Origin of the sequence: Gallalistipes aquisgranensis, from assembly GCF_014982715.1 — a bacterium.
Lineage (GTDB): Bacteria > Bacteroidota > Bacteroidia > Bacteroidales > Rikenellaceae > Gallalistipes > Gallalistipes aquisgranensis.
Genome location: NZ_JADCJY010000001.1, coordinates 1,533,917 through 1,557,236, shown reverse-complemented (window position 1 = coordinate 1,557,236; position 23,320 = coordinate 1,533,917). Strand labels below are relative to the sequence as shown.

The following is a 23,320-nucleotide window of genomic DNA, read 5'->3' as shown; positions in this document are numbered from 1 at the left end:
TGTCGTCTTTATCGGGCGGCGGTATCGGTAATCCCTGAGGAGATGGTGCGAGATAAGACGTTCGTGGTGGCGGCGCTCCGGTCGTGGAGCGATACGGAGGCTTCCCCGGGTCAGGCGATGGCCCGGGAGCTTGCGCAGGAGAACCGTGTGCTTTACGTCAATCCTCCGGTCGACTGGATGGCCCTGCTGGGCGGTGGCGGAAACCGGGAGACGGAGCGCAAGAACCGAGTGCTGCGGGGCAGCGAACCGGCCATCCGCCGGGCCGGCTCTTCGCTGTGGGTGCTCGAACCCCCGCTGGTGGTCTCCTCGTTTTCGAAAATCTATTCCGATCTGGTGTTCGACCTGCTGAACCGCCGCAACGGACGCCGCTTTGCGGAGGTGATCCGTTGGGCGATGGATCATCTGGGGATGGGAGAGCATTACCTGCTGATCGAAAACGACTTTTACCGGGGGCTCTACCTGAAGGAATACCTCGATCCCGAACTTACGGTCTATTACCGCCGCTTCGATTTGCAGCAGGTCGATTTCTGGCGGCGGCACGGCGAACGGCTCGAGCCCCGGCTCGTACGCAAGAGCGACCTGGTGGTGACGGCAGACGTGATGTTGGCCGAACAGGTGCGCGCTTACAATTACGATACCTACGCCATCGGCCGGGGCACCGATCTGGAAGGGTTCGATCCGGGACACCGCTACCGCAAACCGTCCCCGCTGTACGGTATTCCACGTCCGCTGATCGGCATGACGGCGCCGCTGAGCGTCATGCTCCAGTCTCCGGACCTGCTCTACCGGATCGCCTGCGCTTTCCCCCGCTGTTCGCTGGTGCTGGCGGGAGGGGAAGACGCCCTTTTCTCCCGGCACGGACTGCACCGGTTGAACAATGTCTTTTTCATGGGGGCGAAGGCGGACCGGGAGTTGCCCGCCTATGTCGCCCAGTTCGATGCGTGCATCAGTCCCGAGGCGCGCAACGGGCATACCCGTGCATCCTATCCCGACAGCGTGGTGCGCTATCTGGCACTGGGAAAAAACGTCGTGGCGACGGCTACCGATCCGCTGTTCCCCTTCGGGGAGCACCTGGCGCTGGCCCGCAGCGACGGACATTTCCTGGAGTTGCTGGAGAGGGCGCTCTTCGAACCTCCTCCGGAGGGACTGCGCCGCGAAAGGGCCCGTTTCGCCCGGACCTTTTCGTGGCGCGACTGCGTGCAGCGGCTCTATGCCGTGATGGAACTGGTGCTTTCCGAGCGGGAGGAGGAAGACGGGTGCCGGGAGGAGGAGCTGACAGTGAGCTGATGCGGGTTTTTCCATATTTTTTTCGTATCTTTCGAACCACACAGAGACGGTTATGGAAAATGCGGAGGTAACAGGAATCCGGGAGAGGTATCGTCCTCTTTTCGAGTTGGCGGAGGCCAATTTCAGCGCCCGGAGCGTAGAGATGATCGGCCGGGCGCTCGAGCTGGCCGAAGAGAAACTCTCCGGGCTGACCCGTTACGACGGGACGCCCCTGCTGGGCCATTCGGTAGCTACGGCGCAGATCGTGATCGGCGAAATCGGGCTGGGGCGCAATTCCACTATTTCGACCTTGCTGCACGACGTGGTGCGGATGAGGATGCTTTCGCCCGAGGAGGCGGGCCGTATGTTCGGCGATGCCTGCGTGGGGATACTCGGAGGACTGTGCAATATCTCGGATGTCGATCCCAAGATATCGAGCGAGCAGGCCGACAATTTCCGGGAGCTGATCGTCTCCTATTCCACCGATCCGCGCGTGATTCTCATCAAGCTGGCCGACCGGCTGGAAGTGATGCGTTCGCTCTCCATGTTCCCCCCGGATAAGCAGAAGAAAAAGTCGTGGGAGAGCCTCAACCTTTATGCGCAGATCGCCCACAAGCTGGGGCTCTATACGCTGAAAAGCGAACTGGAGGACATCGCCCTGAGTTTTCTGGAGCCGGAGGATTACAACTACATCCATACGCGGCTCGAGGAGACGGCCCGCGAACGGAACCTGTTCATCGCGAAATTTCTGGAACCGATCGAGGCGAAACTGCGCCAGAGCGGTCTGAAGTACCATATCAAAAGCCGCACCAAGTCGATTTTCTCCATCTGGTCGAAGATGCGTCGCATGCACATCCCGTTTGAAGAGGTGTACGACATTTTCGCCCTGCGGATCATCATCGACTGTCCGCCCGAGCAGGAAAAACCCCTGTGCTGGAGCGTCTACTCCATCGTCACCGATTTCTACACTCCCAATCCCGACCGGATGCGCGACTGGATTTCGATTCCCAAGTCGAACGGTTACGAGTCGCTCCATACGACGGTGGTGACGCCCGACGGCCATTGGGTCGAAATACAGATCCGCTCCGAGCGGATGGATGCCGTAGCCGAGCGGGGTATCGCCGCGCACTGGCGCTACAAGGGGGTCAACCAGGGCGGACTGGGCAGCGAGCAGTGGCTCGGCAAACTGCGCGAACTGATGGAGAGCACCGATACGAACCATATCGCCGAACGGTTCGACACGAAGCTGGCTTCGGGCGAGATATTCGTCTTCACGCCCAACGGCGACCTGCGCAAGTTGCCCGAAGGGGCCACGGTACTCGATTTCGCCTTCGATATCCACACCAATCTGGGCGCCACCTGCACGGGCGGACGGGTCAACCACCGCAACGTGCCGATCAAGGAGGTGCTCCACAACGGCGACATTGTGGAGGTGCTCACCTCGAAGAACCAGAAACCCAAGGCCGACTGGCTCAATTTCGTCACCACGAGCAAGGCCCGCAACAAGATCAGGGCCTACATGCGCGAGGAGCAGGCCAAGGCGGCCAATCTGGGGCGCGAGGAGCTGGAACGCAAGATCAAGAACTGGAAGCTGCCCGTGACGATGGACGACGCCGTGACGGTGCTCTGCAAATACTACAAACTCCGGACGGGAACGGAACTCTACGGACAGATTGCCTCGGAGAAGATCGGCCTGGCGGACGTGAAGGAGATCATCGGGAAGCATCTCAGCGGCGAGCTGACGGAGACGCGGACCCGGGCCCCGGCCTCTACGGTGAAGACCGCCGCGAAGAACCCGGACGCGCTGGTGATCGACGAGACGATCAACCATCTGGAATACAAACTGGCCAAGTGTTGCAACCCGATCTTCGGCGACGAGATTTTCGGGTTTATCACGGTCAATGCGGGCATTACGATCCACCGGACGGATTGCCCCAACGCCCTGCGCCTCCAGGAACGCTATCCCTACCGCGTGCTGCCGGCCCGTTGGCGCAGCGATACGCAGCAGGGGGCCTTCCGCGTGTCGCTCAAGGTGGTGGCCGAGGATGCGACCGGAATCGTCAACCGTATCACAGAGGTCATCAACCGGGACCTGAAGCTCAATATCCGTTCGATGAACCTCTCCTCGGCCGGGGGAACGCTCTCCGGGCTGGTGAACGTGGAGGTGCCCGGAGCCGGCGTGGTCGATACGGTGATCTATTCCCTGATGCGGATCAAGGGGGTTCAGAAAGTGTTCCGCGTCAACAATTAGCCATGGAGGGAGAGACGAGGGGGCGTTTTTCGCGGCCGGAACCTCTCCGGGATACGGCGGGGGAGGGCGGCCGATGCTGAGAACGCTCTGTCTTGCGGGCGGCTTGTTGTCGCTCGGGCTCGGAATGTTGGGCATGGCGCTTCCGGTGCTGCCCACCACTCCGTTCCTGTTGCTTTCGCTGTGGTGCTTTTCGCGCAGCAGCGGACGGTTGGAGAGGTGGCTGCTCACCAACTCCCTGTTCGGACGCTATCTGGACGACTATCGCAGCGGCCGGGGTATTCCCCGGCGGGTGAAGTGGTATATTCTGCTCCTGCTCTGGAGCACGATCCTGCTGTCGGCTTTCGTGCTGACCGACGTGCGGTGGCTCAGCATCCTGCTGCTCGCGGTGGCGGCCGGGGTGACGGTGCATATCGCAGGACAAAAGACCAAACGGAACCTTCCGGAGGGAGAGACCCCCGGGAAAGAGAAGATACGATGATACGAAACGAAAACGGGGGCGCGGACCCGATGGAGGAGCTGTTGAGGCGGCTCGAAGAGGAAAACAATCTGCGCGTACTGCGCCGTACGCGGTGTGAAGGGAAATACATTGAGGACGAGGCAGGCGGGAGGTATCTGAACCTGTCGTCCAACGATTATCTGGGGCTGTCGGACGAGGCGCTGCAACGCGGTTTTTTCGCCGAACTCGCCGGACAGGGAGAGTTTCCGGGGCGTTTCATGATGAGCAATCCCGCTTCGCGGCTCATGACGGGAAACAGTCCCGAGTACGAACGGCTGGAGGGTTCGCTGGCGGCGCTGTGGCCCGGCCGCGAGGTGCTCGTGGTGGGATGCGGTTATCTGGCCAATACGGGAGTGCTTCCGGCCCTCACCGGGAAGGGGGACCTTGTCCTGGGCGACAAACTGCTGCATGCCAGCCTGATCGACGGATTGAGACTGTCGGGGGCCGAGTGGATGCGCTTCCGGCATAACGATACGGGACATCTGGAGTCGCTGCTCCGGAAATACGGTGCGGGCCGGCGGATATGGGTGGCGACCGAGTCGGTTTTCAGCATGGACGGCGACCGGGCCCCGCTGGCGGAGCTTGTGCGGCTGAAACGGAAGTACGGGTTCCGCATCTATCTGGACGAGGCGCATGCCTTTGGCGTGTTCGGCCCTTCGGGAGCGGGGTGTGCGGCGCAGGAGGGTGTGGCGCAGGAGGTGGATGTGATCGTGGCCACGCTGGGCAAGGCCCTTTCGTCTGCCGGGGCATTCGTGGTGACCGATCCGCTGACGCGCCGGGTGTTGGTCAACCGTATGCGGACGCTGATTTTTTCGACGGCGCTTCCTCCGCTCACGCTCCTGTGGAGCGATTTTCTGGTGCGGCGGCTGCCCGGTTTCGGGGAGCGGAGGGAACACCTGCGGCGGTTGGTGTCGCTGCTTTCGGACGATCCCGCCGCTACGCAGATCGTTCCCGTCATGGCCTATGAGAACGGCCGGGCGCTGGAGATGGCCGCCCGTTTCCGTGAGGAGGGGTTCTGGACGACGGCGATCCGTCACCCGACCGTTCCGCAGGGCGAAGCCCGTGTGCGTGTGTCGCTCAGTGCCGCCCTGTCGGCGGAGGATGTCGAACGTTTTGCGGAGGTATGGAAACGGCTTGGTTAGTGAGGACGCGGGACCGCGGGGTGCCGGTGTCCGGCGGACGGCCCAACGATGCGGTCGTGGTGATCGTGCTGGGATGGGCCTGTGCGCCCCGGTGTGTGGAACACGTGCGGCCTGCGGGATGCGATGTGGTCTGCCTCTTCGATTTCAGGGGAGAGATCGCCGATCCGGGGCTGCCGCTGGCGGACTATCCGAGGCGCTATCTGTTCGCTTGGTCGTTCGGCGTATGGGTGGCCGAGCGGATTTTCACGAGGGTGGAATGGACGCGGGCGGTGGCCCTGTGCGGTTCGCCCTATCCGGTGGACGCCCGCAGGGGAATCGACCCCAAACGGATGAATGTCACCCTTCGCGGAATTCATAAATACGGAATCGACGAGTTCAACCGCAGGATGTACGGGCCGAAGGAGTATGCCCGTCTGGCGCCGTGGCTTCCGTTCCGCGACCGCGAAGCCAATGAATGCGAGTTGATCGGCCTGTGCGAGGGTTCGCTCGAGCCCTACGAGCCTTCGATCCGCTGGGACCGGGCCGTGGTGGGGACGGACGATGTGATTTTTCCCGTCGAAAACCTGACCGCCTATTGGGGCGAACGGGCGGAAGTGTTACCTTTGCCCCACTATCCCTTCGGGGATTCGGATTTGATCGAACGGGAAATAAATGGCCGATAAGGAACTGATCCGGGAGCGGTTCGCCGCCGGATTCGAACGATACGATACGCTGGCGCTCGTCCAGCAGGAAATTTGCGACGAACTGGCCGGCGCCGTGATGCGCCACGTGCCCCGCACCGTCGCCCGGGCGCTGGAAGTGGGGGCGGGCACCGGGTTCCTGACCCGCCGGCTGGTGGAGTATTTTCCGCGTACGGCGTGGGTATTCAACGATCTGGCTCCCGCCTCGCGGGAGTATGTCGGGCGCTATACGGGCGGAGTGGAGGCGCAGTATCTGTGGGGCGATGCCGAGACGGCGGAGTTTCCTCCGGAGCTCGATCTGCTGGTGTCGGCCTCCACGGTGCAGTGGTTCGACGATTTGCCGCGGTTTCTCGGAAAGAGTTTCGCCGCATTGCGCAGGGGCGGTTTCCTGGCCCTTTCGACTTTCGGCCCCGATAATTTTTCGCAGATCAGGGCGCTTACGGGGGAGGGGCTTTGCTACTATGCGCCGGATGCCCTCTCCGCGCTGGTGCGCCGTGCGGGTTTCACGCTGCTGTGGCAGCGGGCCTACTGCCGTACGCTGTGGTTCTCCTCTCCGGTGGAGGTGCTCCGCCACATCCGGGAGACGGGTGTGAATGCCACCGTGCGACAGAGTTGGACGCCCCGCCGCCTGCGGGAGTTCTGCGAGGAGTACGGCGAACGGTTTGCCTCTTCGGACCGCGACGGCCGTGTCCCTCTGACCTATCACCCCGTGCTGCTGGTCGCCCGGAAAGGGTAGGAACGGGAAAGGTTGTTTTGATGCCATCGAACATTGCAGGAAAATGGAAGAGTCCGTAACGATCAGGGAGTACGTGCCGGCAGACAGGGAGGCTGTCATGGGGTTGATCCGTCTGAACATTCCGGAGTATTTCGCGCCGGCGGAGGAGGCGGATTTCGCTGCCTATCTGGACCGTGAAAGAGAACTTTACTACGTGTTGCTGTGCGACGGAGCGATCGTCGGCTGCGGCGGGATCAACTTCGCCAATGACGGGTCGGAGGGAAAAATCAGTTGGGACATGGTGCACCCCGGTTATCGGGGACGGTCGCTGGGGACCCGGCTGCTCCGGCACAGACTCGGAGTGCTCGGGAGTTTCGGCACCGTCAGGAGAATAACCGTGCGTACTTCGCAGCTGGCCTGCGGATTTTACAGAAAACGGGGGGTCGAACTGAAAGAAATACGGAGGGACTATTGGGCCGAGGGGTTCGATCTGTACAGAATGGAATACAAACCCCCGTCCCGGGCCGTTCCGGGTTCCGGCGGACGGTTCCGGAAAAAAAGAACACAGCAGGGCGTGTAAGCCGGGTTCTGTGCCCGGAGCGGATCGCTCCCCTGCGGGCCTCTGCCATTTATCTAGGCCGGGAGTCTCCTCCGCGGCTCGTCAGCAACCTACCCCCCGACATCGGGCGAGCAACCCTACGGCGTCGGTATACATGGTCTTGCAACCCGTCAGACGTACGGCCGGACGTGTCACCACATCCGCGGTGGGCTCTTACCCCGCCTTTTCACCCTTACCACGCGACCGTTCGGCGGTTTCGTGGCGGTTGTTTTCTGTTACGCTTGCTATCCCCTCTCGGAGATCTTCCCGTTAGGAAGGACGGCGCTCTGCGTTGCCCGGACTTTCCTCTCCCCCTTGCGGGGCAGCGGCAGAGCCTCCCTGCTGTGTTCGGGGCAAAAGTAGTCAAAAATCGGGAATAAGTATTACTTTTGCGGTGTCATCTTGTCGAAATGGAACATAACGTACGCATATCCGATTACGACTACGACCTGCCCGAGGAGCGGATCGCCAAGTTCCCGCTGGAGAGGCGGGATATGTCGCGCCTGCTCGTCTACGGCGGCGGAGAGATCGCCCCGACGCATTTCAGCGACATCGGGGAGGTGCTTCCGGCCGGGGCGCTTCTGGTCTTCAACAATACGAAGGTGGTGCGGGCCCGCATCGTCATGCACAAACCCAGCGGGGCGCGGGTGGAGATCTTCTGCCTCGAACCCTGCGAGCCGGCCGACTACGAACGGGCGTTCGCCGTGCGGGGCGGGTGCACGTGGCACTGCATCGTGGGCAATTCGAAAAAGTGGAAGGAGGGGCCGCTCGAGATTCCCTTCGGGTACGGAGGAGCCTCCTGCCGCCTTCGGGCGTGGAGGGTGCGTAACGACGGACGGGAACAGGTGGTGCGTTTCGAGTGGGACGCACCGGTGACGTTCGGACAGCTGCTCGAACATCTGGGGCGGATTCCGATTCCTCCCTACCTGAACCGTGAGAGCGAGGAGATCGACAATACACGTTACCAGACGGTCTATTCCCGGTTCGAGGGATCGGTGGCGGCGCCTACGGCGGGCCTTCACTTCTCGGAGGAGCTGATCGGGCGCCTGAAGGGGGCCGGGTTCGGGTTCGCGGAAGTGACGCTGCACGTGGGAGCGGGAACCTTCCTGCCCGTGAAGAGCGACGATGTCATGCAGCACGCCATGCACACGGAGCATTTCGAAGTCACGCCGGCGACCGTGGAACGCCTGCTGGAGAAACGGGGGGCGGTCGTGGCCGTGGGAACGACCACGGTGCGGACGCTCGAAAGCCTCGCGGCGCTGGGGTACCGGACGCTGACCGGGGGAGAGCCCCGGCCGGAGGAGACGGTCGGTCAGTGGGAACTGTACGACATTCCGGAGGAGTACGACGGCCGCCGGCTGCTGGAGGCCCTCGCGGAGTATATGCGGCGCACGGGGACGGAGAAGCTCAAGGCGGCCACGCAGATCATGATTATGCCGGGCTACCGTTTCCGCGTGGTCGATCATATCGTCACCAATTTCCACCAGCCGAAAAGTACGCTGCTGCTGCTCGTCTCGGCCTTCGTGGGGGAGGAGTGGCGTCGGATATACGACTATGCGCTGCGGAACGGTTTCCGCTTTCTGAGTTACGGGGACAGCTCCCTGCTGTTGGGCGGGGGGCGCTGACGGGCTGGTTATGGCAGAACGGACGACACATACTTTCCGGCCGGGTGACTGGCTGCCCACGAGCGTCAAGGAGGTGAAGGCGCTGGGGTGGGATTACCTCGACGTGATCCTTTTCAGCGGCGACGCCTATGTCGACCATCCGTCGTTCGGACCGGCCGTGATCGGGCGCCTGCTGCAGGCCGCGGGCTATCGTGTGGCCATCGTGCCGCAGCCCAACTGGAAGGACGATCTGCGCGACTTCAGGAAACTGGGGGTGCCCCGTCTTTTTTTCGGCGTTTCGGCCGGAAGCATGGATTCGATGGTGAACCACTACACGGCCAACCTGCGCCTGCGCAGCGACGATGCCTACACGCCCGGAGGCAAGGCCGGGTTCCGTCCCGACTATGCCGTGACGGTCTATACGCGGATACTCAAGCGGCTCTATCCCCACGTCCCGGTGGTGATCGGCGGGATCGAGGCGTCGCTGCGGCGGCTCGCCCATTACGATTATTGGAGCGACACGGTGAAGCCTTCGGTGCTGGCCGAGAGCGGCGCCGACCTGCTTATCTACGGCATGGGCGACAAGGCCATCGGCGAGGTGGCCCGGGCCATGGCCAACGGATACAACGCCAAACTGCTGCGGAAACTGAGGCAGGTGGCCTTCATGGCCGACCGCACCTACGTGGACCGGCTCGATCCGCAGCGGACGATCCGGCTGCACTCCTACGAGCGGTGTGCGGAGGACGACCGGGCCTTTTCGGAGAATTTCGTGACGATGGAGACCGAGTCGAACCGGCTGGAACAGGATGCCGTGCTGGTGGAGCCCGTGGGCGACCGCTTCGTGGTGGTCAATCCTCCGCATCCCCGGCTGACGGAGGCGGAGATCGACGCCGCGTTCGACCTGCCCTATACGCGCCTGCCGCATCCGCGTTACGACGGAAAGGGCAGTATACCGGCTTTCGAGATGATCAAGTTCTCGGTCAACATTCACCGGGGGTGTTTCGGCGGATGCAGTTTCTGCACCATTTCGGCCCACCAGGGAAAGTTCGTCAGCAGCCGGTCGGAGCGATCCGTCCTGCAGGAGGTGGAGCGGGTGGTGCGGATGCCCGGATTCAAGGGGTATCTCTCGGATGTGGGAGGACCTTCCGCCAATATGTACGGCATGGGCGGCCGGAACCTGAAGGCGTGCGCCGCGTGCGTGCGTCCCTCGTGTCTTTTCCCGAAGGTGTGCCCCAACCTGGACAACAGCCACGCCCGGTTGCTGGAGCTTTACCGGAAAGTGGGTCGTGTCAAGGGGGTGAAGAAGGCCTTCATCGGGAGCGGCATCCGTTACGACCTGTTCGATCCCTCGGACGGTGGGGCCTATCTGCGCGAGGTGGTGGTAAACCATACTTCGGGCCGACTCAAGGTGGCGCCCGAACACACGGAGGACGAGGTGCTGAAACTGATGCGCAAACCCTCTTTCGCCCTGTTCGAGAGGCTGCACGCCGATTTCGGGCGCATCTGCCGCCGGGAGGGGCTGCGTTACCAGCTGATCCCCTATTTCATATCGAGTCATCCGGGGTGTACGGAGGCCGACATGCGGCGTCTGTCGCAGAAGACCCGGTCGCTGCACATGCGCCTGGAGCAGGTGCAGGACCTCACGCCCACGCCCATGACCCTCTCCTCGGTGATGTTCCGCACGGGCCGTGACCCCTACACGGGCCGCAGGCTCTATGTGGCCCGGAATCAGGACGATAAACGGAAGCAAAAAAGTTATTTCTTTCTCCGGGAAAAATAGCGGAAAAACACTACCTTTACGCTCCCAATCCTTTTGTAAATGGCAAAAAATTATACTCCCTCCCAGCGCAACCGGGAGAGCTACGCAGCCCTGACCGAAACGGGGGCCAACGTTCCGCCGCAGGCGGTGGAGCTGGAAGAGGCCGTGCTCGGTGCGCTGATGCTCGAAAAGGACGCCGTGATCGCCGTGCAGGAGTTCGTGGTGCCCGAAGCGTTCTACAAGGAAGCGCACCAGATCATCTACAAGGCGATCCTCGAACTGTCGATGGAGCTGAAACCCATCGACCTCTACACCGTGACCGAGAAGCTGAAGCTCAAGCGCCAGCTGACGGCCGTGGGCGGGGCGGCCTTCCTCGCCCAGCTCACCCAGAAGGTCGGTTCGGCCGCCCATGTGGAGTTCCACGCCAAGATCATCGCCCAGAAATACGTGCAGCGGGAGCTGATCCGGGCCACGACCGAGATTCAGCGCCGGTCGTACGACGAGTCGACCGACGTGACCGATCTGATCGACTTCGCCGAGGGGGAGATATTCAAGGTGGCCGAGGGGCACGTGAAAAAGGACGTGCAGAAGTCGCGCGATATCCTGGCCCGTACGATGGAGGCGATCGAGGAGGCTTCCAAACGCGAGGGAGGTTTCAGCGGCGTCCCTTCCGGATTCACCCATCTCGACCGGCTGACGCTGGGGTGGCAGCCCTCCGACCTGATCATCATCGCCGCGCGTCCTTCGATGGGCAAGACGGCTTTCGTGCTCTCGCTGGCGCGCAACGTCTGCGTCGATCACGACAAGGGGGTCGCCTTCTTCTCGCTCGAGATGAGCTCCACGCAGCTGATGCTCCGTCTGGTGGTGGCCGAATCGGGGCTCGACTCGCGGGACGTGCGCAACGGAAACCTCAATCCCGAGCAGTGGAAGCATCTGGAGACCTCGATCAAGCCGCTGGCCAACGCCCCGCTGTTCATCGACGACACGCCGGCCCTTTCGGTCTTCGAGTTCCGGTCGAAGGTGAGGAGGCTCAAGACCCAGTACGACATTCAGTTGATTATCATCGACTACCTCCAGCTGATGACGGGAACGCCCGAAACCCGGGGCAACCGCGAGCAGGAGGTGGCCTCCATATCGCGTTCGCTGAAGGCGATCGCCAAGGAGCTGAACATCCCGATCATCGCCCTTTCGCAGCTCAACCGTTCGGTGGAGTCGCGCGGCGGCAGCAAGCGGCCCCAGCTGAGCGACCTGCGGGAGTCGGGCGCCATCGAGCAGGACGCCGACATTGTGGCGTTCATTCACCGTCCGGAGTATTACGGACTGACGGTGGACGAGGAGGGGCTGCCTACGGCGGGTATGGCCGAGATCATCGTGGCCAAGCACCGTAACGGCGCCGTGGACACCGTGAAACTGCGCTTCCGCAAGGAACAGGCCCGTTTCATGGACTACGACGAGGACGATTCGCTGGCTTACAGCACGATGGACAGCAGTCTGAGCGACGTGCCGTCGGCCGGGATGAATGCCGATTTCGACGTTCCTTCCGGCGGAGGAGGTTTCGCGGCCGGGCCCGCCACGGGATTCGACCTCCCCTCGGGAGGCAATTTCGGAGGGACGTTCGGCGGGGGCGGCGATGCCCCGTTCTGATCCGGATCAATAGCGCAGGATATGTTCGTAAAGAGTTTCGCCAGTACCCTCGTGGGGATCGAAGCCGTGACGGTGGCCGTGGAGGTGGATATCTCCATGGGGATCGGCATGTTTCTGGTCGGCCTGCCCGACAATGCCGTGAAGGAGAGCCAGGAGCGTATCCGGGCCGCTTTCGGCAACAGCGGATTCCGCATGACGGGCAGGAAGGTGGTGGTGAACCTCGCTCCGGCCGATCTGCGCAAGGAGGGTTCGGCCTACGACCTGCCGATCGCCGTGGCCATTCTGGCCGCCACGGGGCAGGCCGTGCCCGACAGGCTGGACCGTTACGTTATCATGGGGGAGCTTTCGCTCGACGGTTCGGTGATGCCGATCCGGGGTGCCTTGCCGATCGCCCTGAAGGCGAAGGAGGAGGGTTTCGCCGGGCTGATCCTGCCTGCGGTGAATGCCCGTGAGGCGGCCGTGGTGGAGGGACTGGAGGTGATCGGCGTGCGTTCGCTGACCGAAGTGGTCGGTTTCCTCAGCGGGCAGCGGCCCCTGGAGCCGGTGAGATTGGACATGTCGGAGCTTTTTTCCGCCGCGACCGGCCGCCACGGGGAGGATTTTTCGGACGTGCGCGGCCAGGCCCATGTGAAACGGGCGCTGGAGATCGCGGCGGCCGGAGGGCATAACGTGCTGATGATCGGCTCTCCCGGCTCGGGAAAGACCATGTTGGCCCGGCGTATCCCGACCATCATGCCCCCGATGACGCCGGAGGAGGCGTTGGAGACAACCAAGATACATTCCGTGGCCGGCAAGCTGGGTACCGAAGCGGGTCTGCTCACGCGCCGTCCGTTCCGGGCTCCGCACCATCTGGCTTCGCGGGTGTCGCTCGTGGGTGGCGGAGCCAATCCCCAGCCGGGCGAGATTTCGCTGGCCCACAACGGGATACTTTTTCTGGACGAACTGCCCGAGTTCGGGCGCGGCCTGCTCGAAGTGCTCCGCCAGCCGCTGGAGGAGAAGACGATCACCGTGTCGAGGGCTAAATACAATGTGGAATATCCTGCCAACTTCATGCTCGTAGCCGCGATGAATCCCTGTCCCTGCGGATATTACAACCACCCGACCAAGGGGTGCGTCTGCTCGCAGGGGGCGGTGGTCCGCTACATGAACCGGATTTCGGGGCCGTTGCTCGACCGGATCGACATGCACGTGGAGGTGACGCCCGTGGCCTTCAGCGAGATGGCCGACAGCCGGCCCGAGGAGCCGAGCGAGGCGATCCGGGAGCGCGTGGTGCGGGCGAGGGAGGTGCAGCGGATGCGTTTCGGGGAGTACGAGGGCATCCACACCAACGCGATGATGACTTCGGCCATGATCCGCCGCTTCTGTCCGCTGACGGCCGGGTGCTCCTCGATGCTCGAGAAGGCGATGCAGCGGCTGCACCTTTCGGCTCGGGCCTACGACCGGATCATCAAACTGGCCCGGACGATCGCCGACCTGGAGGGAGAGCCCGACATCGGGACGGCGCATATCGCCGAGGCGATCCGTTACCGGAGCCTCGACCGGGAGACATGGGGACTGTAACGGGACATACATAGAATCACGATCATGGAGGGCGGTCTGGCCAATGGCATACGGAATACCCCTTTTTTGCGGATCATCCTGCCGATGATCGCGGGAATCGTCGTGGCCCGCAGCTACACGCTCCCGTGGGGCGTGCTGTGCGGATCGCTCGCGGCGGCCTGGCTGCTGGCCTGGGCGGGATACCGGCGGCGGGAGTCCTGGTGCTATGTCACGCTCTCCGTCTTTCTCTCCGCTGTGCTGTTGGCCCAGCTGCACCGCACGAACGATCCGCTGCCCAAGGGCGAGCGTCTGCTGCTGACCTTCCAGGTGATCGAAAATCCTTCCGATCGCGGACGTTGGCAGCGGACGGCGGCCGATGTGGGGTATTTCCGGTATGAAAAGGACGAAAAGGCCCGGTGGCGGGCGGCCCGTGCCCGGGTGTTGCTTTGGGTGGATACCTGCCAGAGGGTGGAACAGGGCGGACAGTACGCCGCGCTGGCCTACGTGAATCCGATCGACACGACACGGAGCGGGTACGGGAAGCTGATGCGTACGCGCGGTTTCTGCGGCAAGGTATTCGTCACGCCCGGCAGGCTCTTGACCCGCAGTCCGGCGCAGACCGCGACGCCGCTCTCCTGGGCCCGTAGGGTACAGGGCGGTGCGGCCCGTCTGCTCGGACGGCTTTCGCTCTCGGACGATGCGCGGGCCGTGGTTTCGGCCATGGCGGTAGGCGACAAGCGGGAGATGAGCCCTGAGCTTCGGGCCGCGTACGGCAGGGTGGGGGCTTCGCATCTGCTGGCCGTGTCGGGACTGCACGTGGGGATCGTCTTTTCGCTGGTCAATGTCCTTTTCTATCTGTTGCCGGCCGTGCGGAGGGGACATATTGCGAAGAACGTGGCGGCGGTCGCGGCGATCTGGCTCTATGCCGCGGCGGCGGGACTTTCACCTTCGGTGATCCGTGCGGCGTTCATGTTTTCCGGTATCCAGGTCGCACTGGCGGCCACCCGGTACCGCAATCCGGTCAATACGATGCTCGCCACGGCGGCCGTCATGCTGGCCATCGACCCCAACTACCTGTTCGACATCAGTTTCCAGCTTTCGTTCCTGGCCGTACTGGCCATATTCGTCGCTTTCGGTCCGCTTTACCGGCGGCTGCGCACCCGCTGCGGGCCGCTCAACCTGCTGATTTCGGTCGTGATTATCGGCGTGGTCGCCACGATGGGCACCGCTCCGCTGGTGGTGTGGCAGTTCGGCAGTTTTCCGCTGGTGGGTATGCTCATCAATCCGGCGGTGGTGCTGACGGCCCATCTGATCGTGCTGCTGGCCGTGGGGTGGATGATCCTTCCCTTCCCGGTGCTGGCTGGTGTCTTCTCGGCCGGGCTGGAAGGGTGTGCCTGGCTCCAGAACGCCGTGGTGAAATGGTGTGCGGAGCTGCCGTGGGCCGCTTTCGACGTGCGGATTCCGCTCTGGTTCGTGGCTGGATATTACCTCGTCTATCTTCTGCTCGCCGTCTGGTGGTACGGGCGGGACGACCGTAAATTCTCCCTGGAATATGACGCCTGATGATATAAAACGCCTGTTCTCGCCCGGTGTGAGGGCACTCGTGGAGCGGTACATCGGTTCCGATCCGGTGCAGGTGGCCCTGCGTGCGGGTGGTCCCGACGCTGCGGAGGCTGCCTCGCAGGTGAAGTACCTGCAACGGGCCCGGAAAAAGCTCCCGTCCTATTATGTGGTCCGGTGTGTGTTGCCTCCGCTGGCTTTCGAGCAGTCGAGCAGCGAGGCGTGCGCCGATTTCCCGGAGCGGGAGGGAGCCTGTTGTATCGACCTGACCTGCGGACTGGGTGTCGATTCGTTCGGGTTGTCGCGTCGTTTCGCCCGTGTGGTGAGCGTCGAGCGCGACCCTGCCGTGGCGTTGCTGGCGGCATCCAATTTCAGGCTGCTCGGGGCTTCCGGCATCGAAGTGGTGAACGCTTCGGCCGAGGAATTCGTCCGGTGGCTGGAAGAGGGCGGAGACGGGAGTTTTCCGTGTGTGCGGTCCTGTACAGGGGAGGAAGAGCCCCGGCGTGCGGCTTTCCCTGTGCTGCCCGTCGATCTGATTTACGTCGATCCCGACCGCCGCGGTGGAAAGGGCGAGAAACGGGTGCTGCTCGAAGATTGTTCGCCGGACGTGATGGCGCTGATGCCCCGTCTGCTGGCCCTGGCCCGTCGGGTGGTGGTCAAGTGTTCGCCGCTTTTTGACGTGGAGGAGGCTTTCCGTCTGTTCGGGCCGGCCTGCCGCGTGGAGGCGGTCTCCGAGGGAGGGGAGTGCAAACAGGTGGTGATCGAGACGGGGGAGGGGATCGTCTCCCCGACGAAGGCCGTGCGTGCGGTCGGCATCGGCCGCATGGAATTTCCCGCGGTCGGGGAACGGGATATGAGGCATCCCGCGCCCTCTTCGTGGGAGCGGTTCCGGTGGCTGATCCTGCCCGACGTGGCGTTGCAGAAGGCGCGGCTCGTGTGCCGTCATTACGACGGGCCGGGCCTCTGGTGCGGCGGCGAGAACGGCTGCGTTTTTGCAGAGGAACTGCCGGAAGGCGGACTGTGGGGTCGGGCCCTTCGGATCGTCTCCGCGGAGCCCTACCGGCCCAAAGAGATAAAGAGGCGGATGAAGGAGCAGGGTATCGCCCGCCTGACCATCCTGCGGAGGGACTTTCCCTTCTCCAACGGGCAGATCGCCGCGGCGCTGGGCGTGAAGGAAGGGGGAACGATGCAGGCGGTCTTTACCCGGGCAGGTGAAAAACTGCTGGTCGTCTGGGTCGATTAACGGGCGAAAATGCTATCTTTGCACACCGGCCGGTACGATAAAACTGCGCACGCACCATGATAAAGCGGATCATAGAATTCATCACCGAAGGCATCTGGCAGACGAAGGAGAACGACTACAAGTCCCGCAAGATGCGTTGGGCCGTGCGCCAGTTCAAGGTCGTCATCTTCATGGCGCGGGGACTGGGTGAGCACAACCTGGCGGTGCGTTCGGCTGCGCTGACGTTCTACACCCTCATGTCGATCGTGCCGATCGCGGCCCTCGTGTTCGGGGTCATCAAGGGGTTCGGCATGGAGAACAGTTTTAACGAATACCTCTACCGCGAGTATCCGCAGTACACCCTGATCATCGATCAGATCATCGACTTCGCCAACAACATGCTGATCCGGGCCCGGGGAGGCGTGATCGCCTCGGTGGGCTTCGTGGTGCTGCTGTGGTCGGTGATGAAGGTGTTCGGCAATGTCGAGAGCGCCTTCAACAATATCTGGGAAGTGCGCAAGGCCCGCAGCATCACCCGCAAGTTCAGCGACTACATGGCCGTGGTTTTCGTGGCGCCGATCCTGTGGGCCATTTCCAACAGCATCTCGATCTATCTGCGCCGTAGCCTTACGGATGTGGCAGGGTCGTTCTGGGTGGACCTCCTGTTCGGGCTGGCCTCGCTGGTCTCGATCTGGATCATGTTCGCCCTGATCTACCGGGTGATGCCCAACACGAAGGTGAGGTTCCGCAGCGCCCTGATGGCCGGTGTGATCGCCGGTACGGTTTTCCAGCTTTTTCAGATCGGCTATTTCTATATCCAGTCGCAGGTATCCTCCTACAATGCGATTTACGGAAGTTTCGCGGCGCTGCCCCTCTTTCTGATCTGGTTGCAGACCAGCTGGCAGATTCTGCTGTTCGGCGGCGAACTCTCGTTCGCCTACCAGAATATCGACAAGTACGAGCAGGAGCGGCAGGCAATGAACATGAGCTACGACCACCGGCGCAAGGTGACCGTGGCCGTGATGCTGGTGGCCGTGCGGCATTTCCTGAAGGGGGAGGGCCCCGTCTCCACGGAGATCGTGGCCCGGCAGCTGGACCTTCCCGTGCGGATCGTCCGCGACGTGATTTTCGATCTGGAGCAGTGCGGTATGCTGGTGGCGGTGGAGAACGAGCGGGACGAGCGGGTGAACATGTACATGCCGGGACACGACGTGCATGCGATCACGGTATTCGACGTGGTCAACTGTGTAGAGGGCCACGGTGAGTCGAATATCGAATGGGACCAGAGTCCCGAGATGAGGAAAGTGAACGAACTGGTCGACGGGGTGCGGCTGTGTGCCGTCGATTCGCCGTCGAACCGGCTGTTAATGGATATCTGATGAAGGAAATCGTTGTGATCGGAAGCGGCAATGTGGCCGAAGCGTTGGCCCTGGCGCTGAAAAAGAAGGGAATGGGTCCCGTGCAGATTTTCGCCCGCAACCGGGAGACGGGGCCGGAACTGGCCGCCCGGTGCGGATGTCCGTGGACGGACGATCCTGCGGCTCTGGCTCCGGCGGGGCTCTACGTGATCGCCGTGTCGGACCGGGCGATCGGAAAGCTCTCCGCCCAGCTCGATTTCGGCGGGGCCGTGGTGGCCCATACGGCCGGGAGCGTGGAGTTGGAGGCCCTCTCGCCCCGCATCGTCCACCGGGCGGTGCTCTATCCGCTCCAGACATTTACTCGGGGACGCGAAGTGGCTCTGGACGACGTGCCTTTCCTCGTGGAAGGGGCCACGTCCACGGCGCTGAATGCGGTGTCGGAGGTGGCGTCGGCGCTCTCGTCGAACGTGCGGGAGACCTCGTCGGAGGAGCGGGCGCAGTTGCATCTGGCCGCCGTCTTCGCGTGCAATTTCACCAATTATATGTACACGATCGGCGAGGACCTGCTCTCGTCGGCCCGGCTGCCGTTCGACCTGCTCAAACCGTTGATCCGGGAGACGGCGCTCAAAGCCGTGGATGCCTCCTCGCCCCGGATGATCCAGACCGGGCCCGCCGTGCGCAACGACTACCGGACCAAGAGCCGCCATTGCGACATGCTGGTCGAGAGGCCCGATTACCGTAACATCTATATCAATCTGAGCAAAAACATATGGGAAACTTCAAAGAAGATATAGCCCGGGTGAGGGCTTTCGTGTTCGACGTGGACGGTGTCTTCACCGACGGGGGGATCACCGTGACTCCGGAAGGGGAGTTCATCCGCCAGTATTATGCCAAGGACGGCTATGCCGTGGCCTATGCCCTGAAGGCGGGCTATCCGGTATGTATCATTACGGGGGGCCGGGGCCGCGGGCTGGAAAAGCGGTTCGAGATGCTGGGCGTCACTCGTCTGTATGCCAACTGCCGGGACAAGATCGATGCGTTGAAGGAGTTCATGTCCGATTTCGGTCTGGAGCGGGAGGAGGTGCTTTTCATGGGCGACGACATTCCTGACGTGGAGGCCATGGCCTACGCGGGCATGCCCGTCTGTCCGGCCGATGCGGCGGCGGAGGTGATCGGGGTGTCGCGCTATGTCTCCGGATTCGCGGGCGGCCGCGGATGCGTGCGCGACGTGGTGGAGCAGGTGCTGCGTGCCCGGGGCGACTGGGCGAAGGATTCGCGCGGGGTCAACTGCGTGGCCTCGGCGTAGGACCGGCGGAAGAGCGGAATGTATCCCGGCGGGCCGGGCGGCAGGAGCCGTCTGCCGCCGGGTTTCGTTTTACAGATTGTCCAGCAGGGGTTTGATCCGGTCCGTGGTGTCGGCCACGATGATACGGGTCGCGTCCTTCCCGATTTCCAGATAAATGTCGGCCGGTTCGGGAAGGCTCAGCAGCATTTTCCCGTTGCAGGCGATCTCGCGGAAGCGGTGGGCGGCCAGTTTCTGCAATCCTTTTCCAGGATCGGCCTGCACGGCTGCCATGCCGTGATAGAGACCCGTGTAGCGGTCGTCGCCCACTGTGAAGGCAAAGGCGGCGGGGCGGTCGCCCGTGAGCGACTGCCGGTCGGTGAATATCCATGAACCGTCCTCCATGCGGACTCCCTCCGCATCGTCGCTGCGTTCCACGCCCAGCGAGGGGAACACCTCCTCGAACGAAAAGGTGAGCGATTTGGCCAGCTGGTAGATTTTCAGCCAGCGGGAGGTGTTGATCCTCTCGCCCCGGAAATCGTGCGAGGTGTTGCCCTCGATCATCAGTTTACCTCCCCGGCTCACGTATTTGTCCAGAAAGTCGACCACTTCGCTGCGGGCGTATTCGGGATAAAGATAGATGACGGCGTCGAACGTGTGGCCGTTCATGGTGGGTTTGTTGTCGGCGTCCAGCTGCAGTTTCCCGTCCACGATCACGTCGCTCGGCACCAGCGCGTGCATGTAGCCCGCCTGCCAGAGCCGTTCGATCTTCTCTTCGACGGCCAGTTTGCAGTTGATGTCGTAGGCTCCGCGGCTCTCCTGGTCGGGATACCAGTTCGAGAGGGCCTCCACTCCGAAGACGACCAGCAGTTTCACGTCGGGCAGCGCCGGGTCGAAACGGTTCAGCAGCCGGGTGCACTGCTCGATGGCCCGCAGCCGGGAACGGGTGAGGGGATCGTCGATGTCTGTCCTGCGGTCGAGCATGTAGTGGGTGCGTATGCCGTACCGGAGCCCGGTGAGGGCCCGGCCGATCATGCGGTCGATATCTTCGTCGCGGGTGGTGCGGTAAAGCAGGTTGCCCGTTCCCGACATGGCCAGTCCCAGTTGCAGGCCGAGGGGACCGTTGCCGTCGCTGTACGTGTAGTCGCAGGGCGAGGACCACTCCTTGAGCCCCGTCGTCCATATCTTTTCGCCGTTGAGCCCGAACTGTTCCGAATGAAGGTCGCGGGCGGTCAGATAACGGCTTATGAAGGTCTTCTCGCCGAAGAGCTTCCGGGCTTCGTAAGCGACGGTCTTCTCCGTGCGCAGGACGCTTCCCCGCATGATGTCCATGTAGGCGTTGATGGCTTTCATGCGTATTTCGGGCTTCCCGACCGGCACGTACCGCATGTCGAAAAGCGTCCGGGGCATGTCCATCCAGTATTTCTGGTTCAAGGCTTCGGACATGGCCTGCGAGCAGTAGCGTTCGGTGAGCGTGTCGCCCTTCATCCGGGACGGGGGCAGGATGCCCAGGTTCGTGAAACCCTCCAGACCCACGCCGTCGAAGGGGATGTGCCGGTAGGCCTGGAGCGCACGGACGAAGTGCTGTGCGGAGCTCTTGTCGTAGGGGGCGCAGGCATCCGATGTGTGGCGGGTGAGGATGTAGGCCGTGTACCCGCCCAGTTCGGGACTGCCGATCACCTCGATCGCGGCCCGGCGGGAGCCGGCCGAGTCGGTTTTGCAGCGCGGGGTGATGTCGATGAGCGATCCGGGTTCGTACTCCCCGTCGGCCGTCTTGCGGAACGCCCAGGCCCGGTAGAGTTCGCTTCCCGTGATCCGGTCCGGTTCGCTCAGGTGGCGTACGGAGTCGCACACGCGGCCGTACCCTTCTCCGTCGAGGGTGATTTCCTGTTCGGTGACGACCCACTGCGCCTGGTCGGGTGCGGGGGAGGCATGCCGGTCCTCTCCCAGCAGAAGGCCGATTTTCAGTCCCTTTTCATGGGCGCGTTCCACGATCTGCGAGAAGACGGGCTCCATGCTGTCGAAATCGTAGAAGTCGGTTCCCTGGCGGGCCGTGAGAAAGAGCAGGTCGAAAGGTGCGTGGCGGGCCAGCGTGTCCAGGTCGGACAGGTATTGCCTTTCGCTCAGATCCTGCGGCGTGAGGACCCAGCAGGCGATCTGCGGGTGGTTGACGTTTTCGAACTGCGGCACGTACTCCACGTCGATCGTCCGGGCCTTCTTCGCGCATCCGGCCGCCAGCAGCATGCCCCCTGCGAGAAGCAGCCCGCAGATGCGCCGGAGGGATATGTTCTTCGTTTCTGTCATGATGTCTTTGCCGGTTGACGGCTCCTTCTGCGTTCATTTTTCGGATGCCGACTCTCAAATATAGTAAATTAATTTAAAAATTCGGGCAAATTTCGTACATTTGTCCCTTGTATCAACCACCGAACTATCAGGTAAGATTATGGCAGAACTTAGCGAACAGGAACAAATCCGCCGGAACTCCCTCGCTCAGTTGCGTGAGCTGGGAATCGACCCCTATCCCGCAGCGGAGTGGAAAGTGACGGCCACGGCCGCCGAAATAGCCGCCGGCTTCGATCCCGAACAGGGCAACTTCGCCGACGTGACGCTGGCCGGCCGCATCATGAGCCGCCGTATCATGGGCAGCGCTTCGTTTTTCGAGTTGCAGGACCATACGGGCCGCATCCAGGTCTATATCCGCCGCGACGACGTGTGCGATGGCGATCCCGAGAGTACGATGTACAACAAGGTCTTCAAAAAACTGCTCGACATCGGCGACATCGTGGGGGTACGCGGGTTTGCGTTCATCACCAAGACGGGCGAACTGTCCGTCCACTGCCGCGAGTTCCGTCTGCTGAGCAAGTCGGTGCGTCCGCTGCCCATCGTCAAGGAGAAGGAGGGGCAGACGTTCGATGCCTTCACCGATCCGGAGATGCGCTACCGCCAGCGCTATGTCGATCTGGTCGTGAATCCCCAGGTGAGGGAGGTTTTCGTGAAACGTGCCAGAATCATCTCCACCATGCGCGAGTTCTTCAATGCGCGGGGCTATCTGGAGGTGGAGACTCCGATTCTCCAGCCCATTCCGGGCGGCGCGTCGGCCCGTCCGTTCATCACGCACCACAATACGCTCGACATACCGCTCTATCTGCGTATCGCCAACGAACTGTACCTCAAGCGGCTGATCGTGGGCGGTTTCGACGGGGTGTACGAGTTCGGCAAGGATTTCCGTAACGAGGGCATGGACCGTACGCACAATCCGGAGTTCACGGTGATGGAGATTTACATCGCCTATAAGGACTATGTCTGGATGATGAACTTCGTGGAGGAGATGCTCGAGCGGGTGGCCATGGCCGTCAACGGTACGACCGAGCTGACGATCGGCGGCCGGGCGATCAGTTTCGCCCGTCCGTTCCGCCGGGTGACCATGACCGACGCCATCCGGGAGAAGACCGGTTTCGACATTACGGGCAAGAACGAGGAGGAGTTGCGCGAGGCCTGCAGGAAGCTGAACGTCGAGACAGACGAAACGATGGGCAAGGGCAAGCTGATCGACGCCATTTTCGGGCAGTTCTGCGAGGACGATCTGGTGCAGCCGACCTTCGTGACGGACTATCCGATCGAGATGTCGCCCCTGTGCAAGCGCCACCGCGGCAATCCGGAACTGACCGAGCGGTTCGAACTTTTCGTGAACGGGAAGGAGCTCTGCAACGCCTATTCGGAGTTGAACGACCCGATCGACCAGCTGGAGCGTTTCCAGGAGCAGTTGCGGCTGAGCGAAAAGGGTGACGACGAGGCGATGTTCATCGACATGGATTTCGTGCGTGCCCTGGAGTACGGGATGCCGACCTGTTCGGGCATGGGAATCGGTATCGACCGGCTGACTATGTTCATGACTGACCAGCCCTCGGTCCAGGATGTGCTTTTCTTCCCGCAGATGCGTCCGGAGAAGGCGGCCGTGAAGGATGCCGAGGAGAAGTACGTGGCCGCGGGGATTCCGGCGGAGTGGGTCCCCGTCCTGCAGAAGATGGGGTACGTGACGGTCGAGTCGCTCTCCAAGCCTGCTCCCGGCAAGTTGTTCAATGACCTGTGCGGGTTCAACAAAAAGAATAAACTGGGGCTGAAAAATCCGACGCCGGATGAAGTGAAGGCCTGGGTGGAGCAGAAATGACCGGAACGAACAATATCGAATCAAAATAACGAAAGA

General features: G+C 62.4%; 17 protein-coding genes, 1 other RNA gene and 1 pseudogene. 17 read left to right on the top strand and 2 right to left on the bottom strand.

Going from position 1 to position 23,320, the window contains the following annotated elements; translation table 11 throughout:
* The first annotated feature begins 42 nt into the window (after positions 1 to 42).
* From INF32_RS06280 to INF32_RS06250, 7 genes and pseudogenes are all read left to right on the top strand, one after another.
* A complete protein-coding gene (locus INF32_RS06280; RefSeq protein ID WP_226387504.1) occupies positions 43 to 1,287 on the top strand; it encodes a glycosyltransferase family protein in 1,245 nt (414 codons plus the stop codon).
* Positions 1,288 to 1,339: 52 nt separating this feature from the next.
* A complete protein-coding gene (locus INF32_RS06275) occupies positions 1,340 to 3,517 on the top strand; it encodes a RelA/SpoT family protein (protein WP_226387503.1) in 2,178 nt (725 codons plus the stop codon).
* Between the two features lie 73 nt (positions 3,518 to 3,590).
* Entirely contained in the window at positions 3,591 to 3,995 is a 405-nt protein-coding gene (locus tag INF32_RS06270) for a YbaN family protein (RefSeq protein ID WP_226387502.1), read from the top strand.
* Positions 3,992 to 5,155 (top strand): aminotransferase class I/II-fold pyridoxal phosphate-dependent enzyme, encoded by a 1,164-nt coding sequence (locus INF32_RS06265; RefSeq protein ID WP_226387501.1) that lies wholly within the window; start codon positions 3,992 to 3,994, stop codon positions 5,153 to 5,155. The genes INF32_RS06270 and INF32_RS06265 overlap by 4 nt, the downstream gene beginning before the upstream one ends.
* Positions 5,137 to 5,817, top strand: a complete 681-nt coding sequence (locus INF32_RS06260) for a pimeloyl-ACP methyl esterase BioG family protein (protein WP_226387500.1) — start codon at positions 5,137 to 5,139, stop codon at positions 5,815 to 5,817. The genes INF32_RS06265 and INF32_RS06260 overlap by 19 nt, the downstream gene beginning before the upstream one ends.
* The gene (locus tag INF32_RS06255; RefSeq protein ID WP_226387499.1) at positions 5,807 to 6,571 is read left to right on the top strand and encodes a methyltransferase domain-containing protein; all 765 of its coding nucleotides are present in this window, start codon (positions 5,807 to 5,809) and stop codon (positions 6,569 to 6,571) included. The genes INF32_RS06260 and INF32_RS06255 overlap by 11 nt, the downstream gene beginning before the upstream one ends.
* Positions 6,572 to 6,614: 43 nt before the next feature.
* A pseudogene (locus INF32_RS06250) lies at positions 6,615 to 7,058 on the top strand (GNAT family N-acetyltransferase); the annotation flags it as partial.
* A gap of 53 nt (positions 7,059 to 7,111) precedes the next feature.
* On the opposite strand, the gene rnpB reads toward INF32_RS06250, so the two are convergent.
* Positions 7,112 to 7,493: RNase P RNA component class A (gene rnpB, locus INF32_RS06245), an RNA gene on the bottom strand.
* Between the two features lie 65 nt (positions 7,494 to 7,558).
* On the opposite strand from rnpB, the gene INF32_RS06240 reads away from it, so the two are divergent.
* The 9 genes from INF32_RS06240 (at position 7,559) to INF32_RS06200 (ending at position 19,140) form a co-directional block, all read left to right on the top strand.
* Positions 7,559 to 8,773 carry an S-adenosylmethionine:tRNA ribosyltransferase-isomerase gene (locus INF32_RS06240; protein ID WP_226387498.1) on the top strand — a complete coding sequence of 405 codons (1,215 nt, stop codon included), beginning with the start codon at positions 7,559 to 7,561 and terminating at the stop codon, positions 8,771 to 8,773.
* Positions 8,774 to 8,783: 10 nt separating this feature from the next.
* Positions 8,784 to 10,532 (top strand): YgiQ family radical SAM protein, encoded by a 1,749-nt coding sequence (locus tag INF32_RS06235; RefSeq protein ID WP_226387497.1) that lies wholly within the window; start codon positions 8,784 to 8,786, stop codon positions 10,530 to 10,532.
* Positions 10,533 to 10,571: 39 nt separating this feature from the next.
* On the top strand, positions 10,572 to 12,155 hold the full coding sequence (gene dnaB / locus INF32_RS06230) for a replicative DNA helicase (protein WP_226387496.1): 1,584 nt from the start codon (positions 10,572 to 10,574) through the stop codon (positions 12,153 to 12,155).
* A 21-nt stretch (positions 12,156 to 12,176) separates the two neighbouring features.
* Entirely contained in the window at positions 12,177 to 13,715 is a 1,539-nt protein-coding gene (locus INF32_RS06225) for a YifB family Mg chelatase-like AAA ATPase (RefSeq protein ID WP_226387495.1), read from the top strand.
* A 66-nt stretch (positions 13,716 to 13,781) separates the two neighbouring features.
* Complete coding sequence (locus INF32_RS06220) at positions 13,782 to 15,257, top strand: ComEC/Rec2 family competence protein (RefSeq protein ID WP_226387494.1); 1,476 nt, start codon at positions 13,782 to 13,784, stop codon at positions 15,255 to 15,257.
* The gene (locus INF32_RS06215) at positions 15,247 to 16,497 is read left to right on the top strand and encodes a class I SAM-dependent methyltransferase (RefSeq protein ID WP_226387493.1); all 1,251 of its coding nucleotides are present in this window, start codon (positions 15,247 to 15,249) and stop codon (positions 16,495 to 16,497) included. The genes INF32_RS06220 and INF32_RS06215 overlap by 11 nt, the downstream gene beginning before the upstream one ends.
* Positions 16,498 to 16,553: 56 nt before the next feature.
* Entirely contained in the window at positions 16,554 to 17,855 is a 1,302-nt protein-coding gene (locus INF32_RS06210) for a YihY/virulence factor BrkB family protein (protein WP_226387492.1), read from the top strand.
* Positions 17,855 to 18,628, top strand: a complete 774-nt coding sequence (locus INF32_RS06205; protein ID WP_226387491.1) for a Rossmann-like and DUF2520 domain-containing protein — start codon at positions 17,855 to 17,857, stop codon at positions 18,626 to 18,628. Before INF32_RS06210 ends, INF32_RS06205 begins: the two co-directional genes overlap by 1 nt.
* On the top strand, positions 18,604 to 19,140 hold the full coding sequence (locus INF32_RS06200) for a KdsC family phosphatase (RefSeq protein ID WP_226387490.1): 537 nt from the start codon (positions 18,604 to 18,606) through the stop codon (positions 19,138 to 19,140). Before INF32_RS06205 ends, INF32_RS06200 begins: the two co-directional genes overlap by 25 nt.
* Positions 19,141 to 19,209: 69 nt before the next feature.
* Here the strand turns inward: INF32_RS06200 and INF32_RS06195 are convergent, their stop codons facing one another.
* The gene (locus INF32_RS06195) at positions 19,210 to 21,420 is read right to left on the bottom strand and encodes a hypothetical protein (protein WP_226387489.1); all 2,211 of its coding nucleotides are present in this window, start codon (positions 21,418 to 21,420) and stop codon (positions 19,210 to 19,212) included.
* Between the two features lie 136 nt (positions 21,421 to 21,556).
* Between INF32_RS06195 and lysS the strand changes: the two genes are divergently transcribed.
* A complete protein-coding gene (gene lysS / locus INF32_RS06190; protein ID WP_226388118.1) occupies positions 21,557 to 23,284 on the top strand; it encodes a lysine--tRNA ligase in 1,728 nt (575 codons plus the stop codon).
* The last annotated feature ends 36 nt before the right edge of the window (positions 23,285 to 23,320 follow it).

Excerpts from the sequence above, each read along its gene's own strand:
- INF32_RS06265 (WP_226387501.1), top strand. The coding sequence starts at position 3,992 with ATGATACGAAACGAAAACGGGGGCGCGGACCCGATGGAGGAGCTGTTG.
- INF32_RS06240 (WP_226387498.1), top strand. The coding sequence starts at position 7,559 with ATGGAACATAACGTACGCATATCCGATTACGACTACGACCTGCCCGAG.
- INF32_RS06235 (WP_226387497.1), top strand. The coding sequence starts at position 8,784 with ATGGCAGAACGGACGACACATACTTTCCGGCCGGGTGACTGGCTGCCC.
- INF32_RS06225 (WP_226387495.1), top strand. The coding sequence starts at position 12,177 with ATGTTCGTAAAGAGTTTCGCCAGTACCCTCGTGGGGATCGAAGCCGTG.
- INF32_RS06280 (WP_226387504.1), top strand. The coding sequence starts at position 43 with ATGGTGCGAGATAAGACGTTCGTGGTGGCGGCGCTCCGGTCGTGGAGC.
- INF32_RS06270 (WP_226387502.1), top strand. The coding sequence starts at position 3,591 with ATGCTGAGAACGCTCTGTCTTGCGGGCGGCTTGTTGTCGCTCGGGCTC.
- INF32_RS06255 (WP_226387499.1), top strand. The coding sequence starts at position 5,807 with ATGGCCGATAAGGAACTGATCCGGGAGCGGTTCGCCGCCGGATTCGAA.
- INF32_RS06210 (WP_226387492.1), top strand. The coding sequence starts at position 16,554 with ATGATAAAGCGGATCATAGAATTCATCACCGAAGGCATCTGGCAGACG.
- dnaB (WP_226387496.1), top strand. The coding sequence starts at position 10,572 with ATGGCAAAAAATTATACTCCCTCCCAGCGCAACCGGGAGAGCTACGCA.
- INF32_RS06275 (WP_226387503.1), top strand. The coding sequence starts at position 1,340 with ATGGAAAATGCGGAGGTAACAGGAATCCGGGAGAGGTATCGTCCTCTT.
- INF32_RS06200 (WP_226387490.1), top strand. The coding sequence starts at position 18,604 with ATGGGAAACTTCAAAGAAGATATAGCCCGGGTGAGGGCTTTCGTGTTC.
- INF32_RS06205 (WP_226387491.1), top strand. The coding sequence starts at position 17,855 with ATGAAGGAAATCGTTGTGATCGGAAGCGGCAATGTGGCCGAAGCGTTG.
- INF32_RS06260 (WP_226387500.1), top strand. The coding sequence starts at position 5,137 with ATGGAAACGGCTTGGTTAGTGAGGACGCGGGACCGCGGGGTGCCGGTG.
- INF32_RS06195 (WP_226387489.1), bottom strand. The coding sequence starts at position 21,420 with ATGACAGAAACGAAGAACATATCCCTCCGGCGCATCTGCGGGCTGCTT.
- INF32_RS06215 (WP_226387493.1), top strand. The coding sequence starts at position 15,247 with ATGACGCCTGATGATATAAAACGCCTGTTCTCGCCCGGTGTGAGGGCA.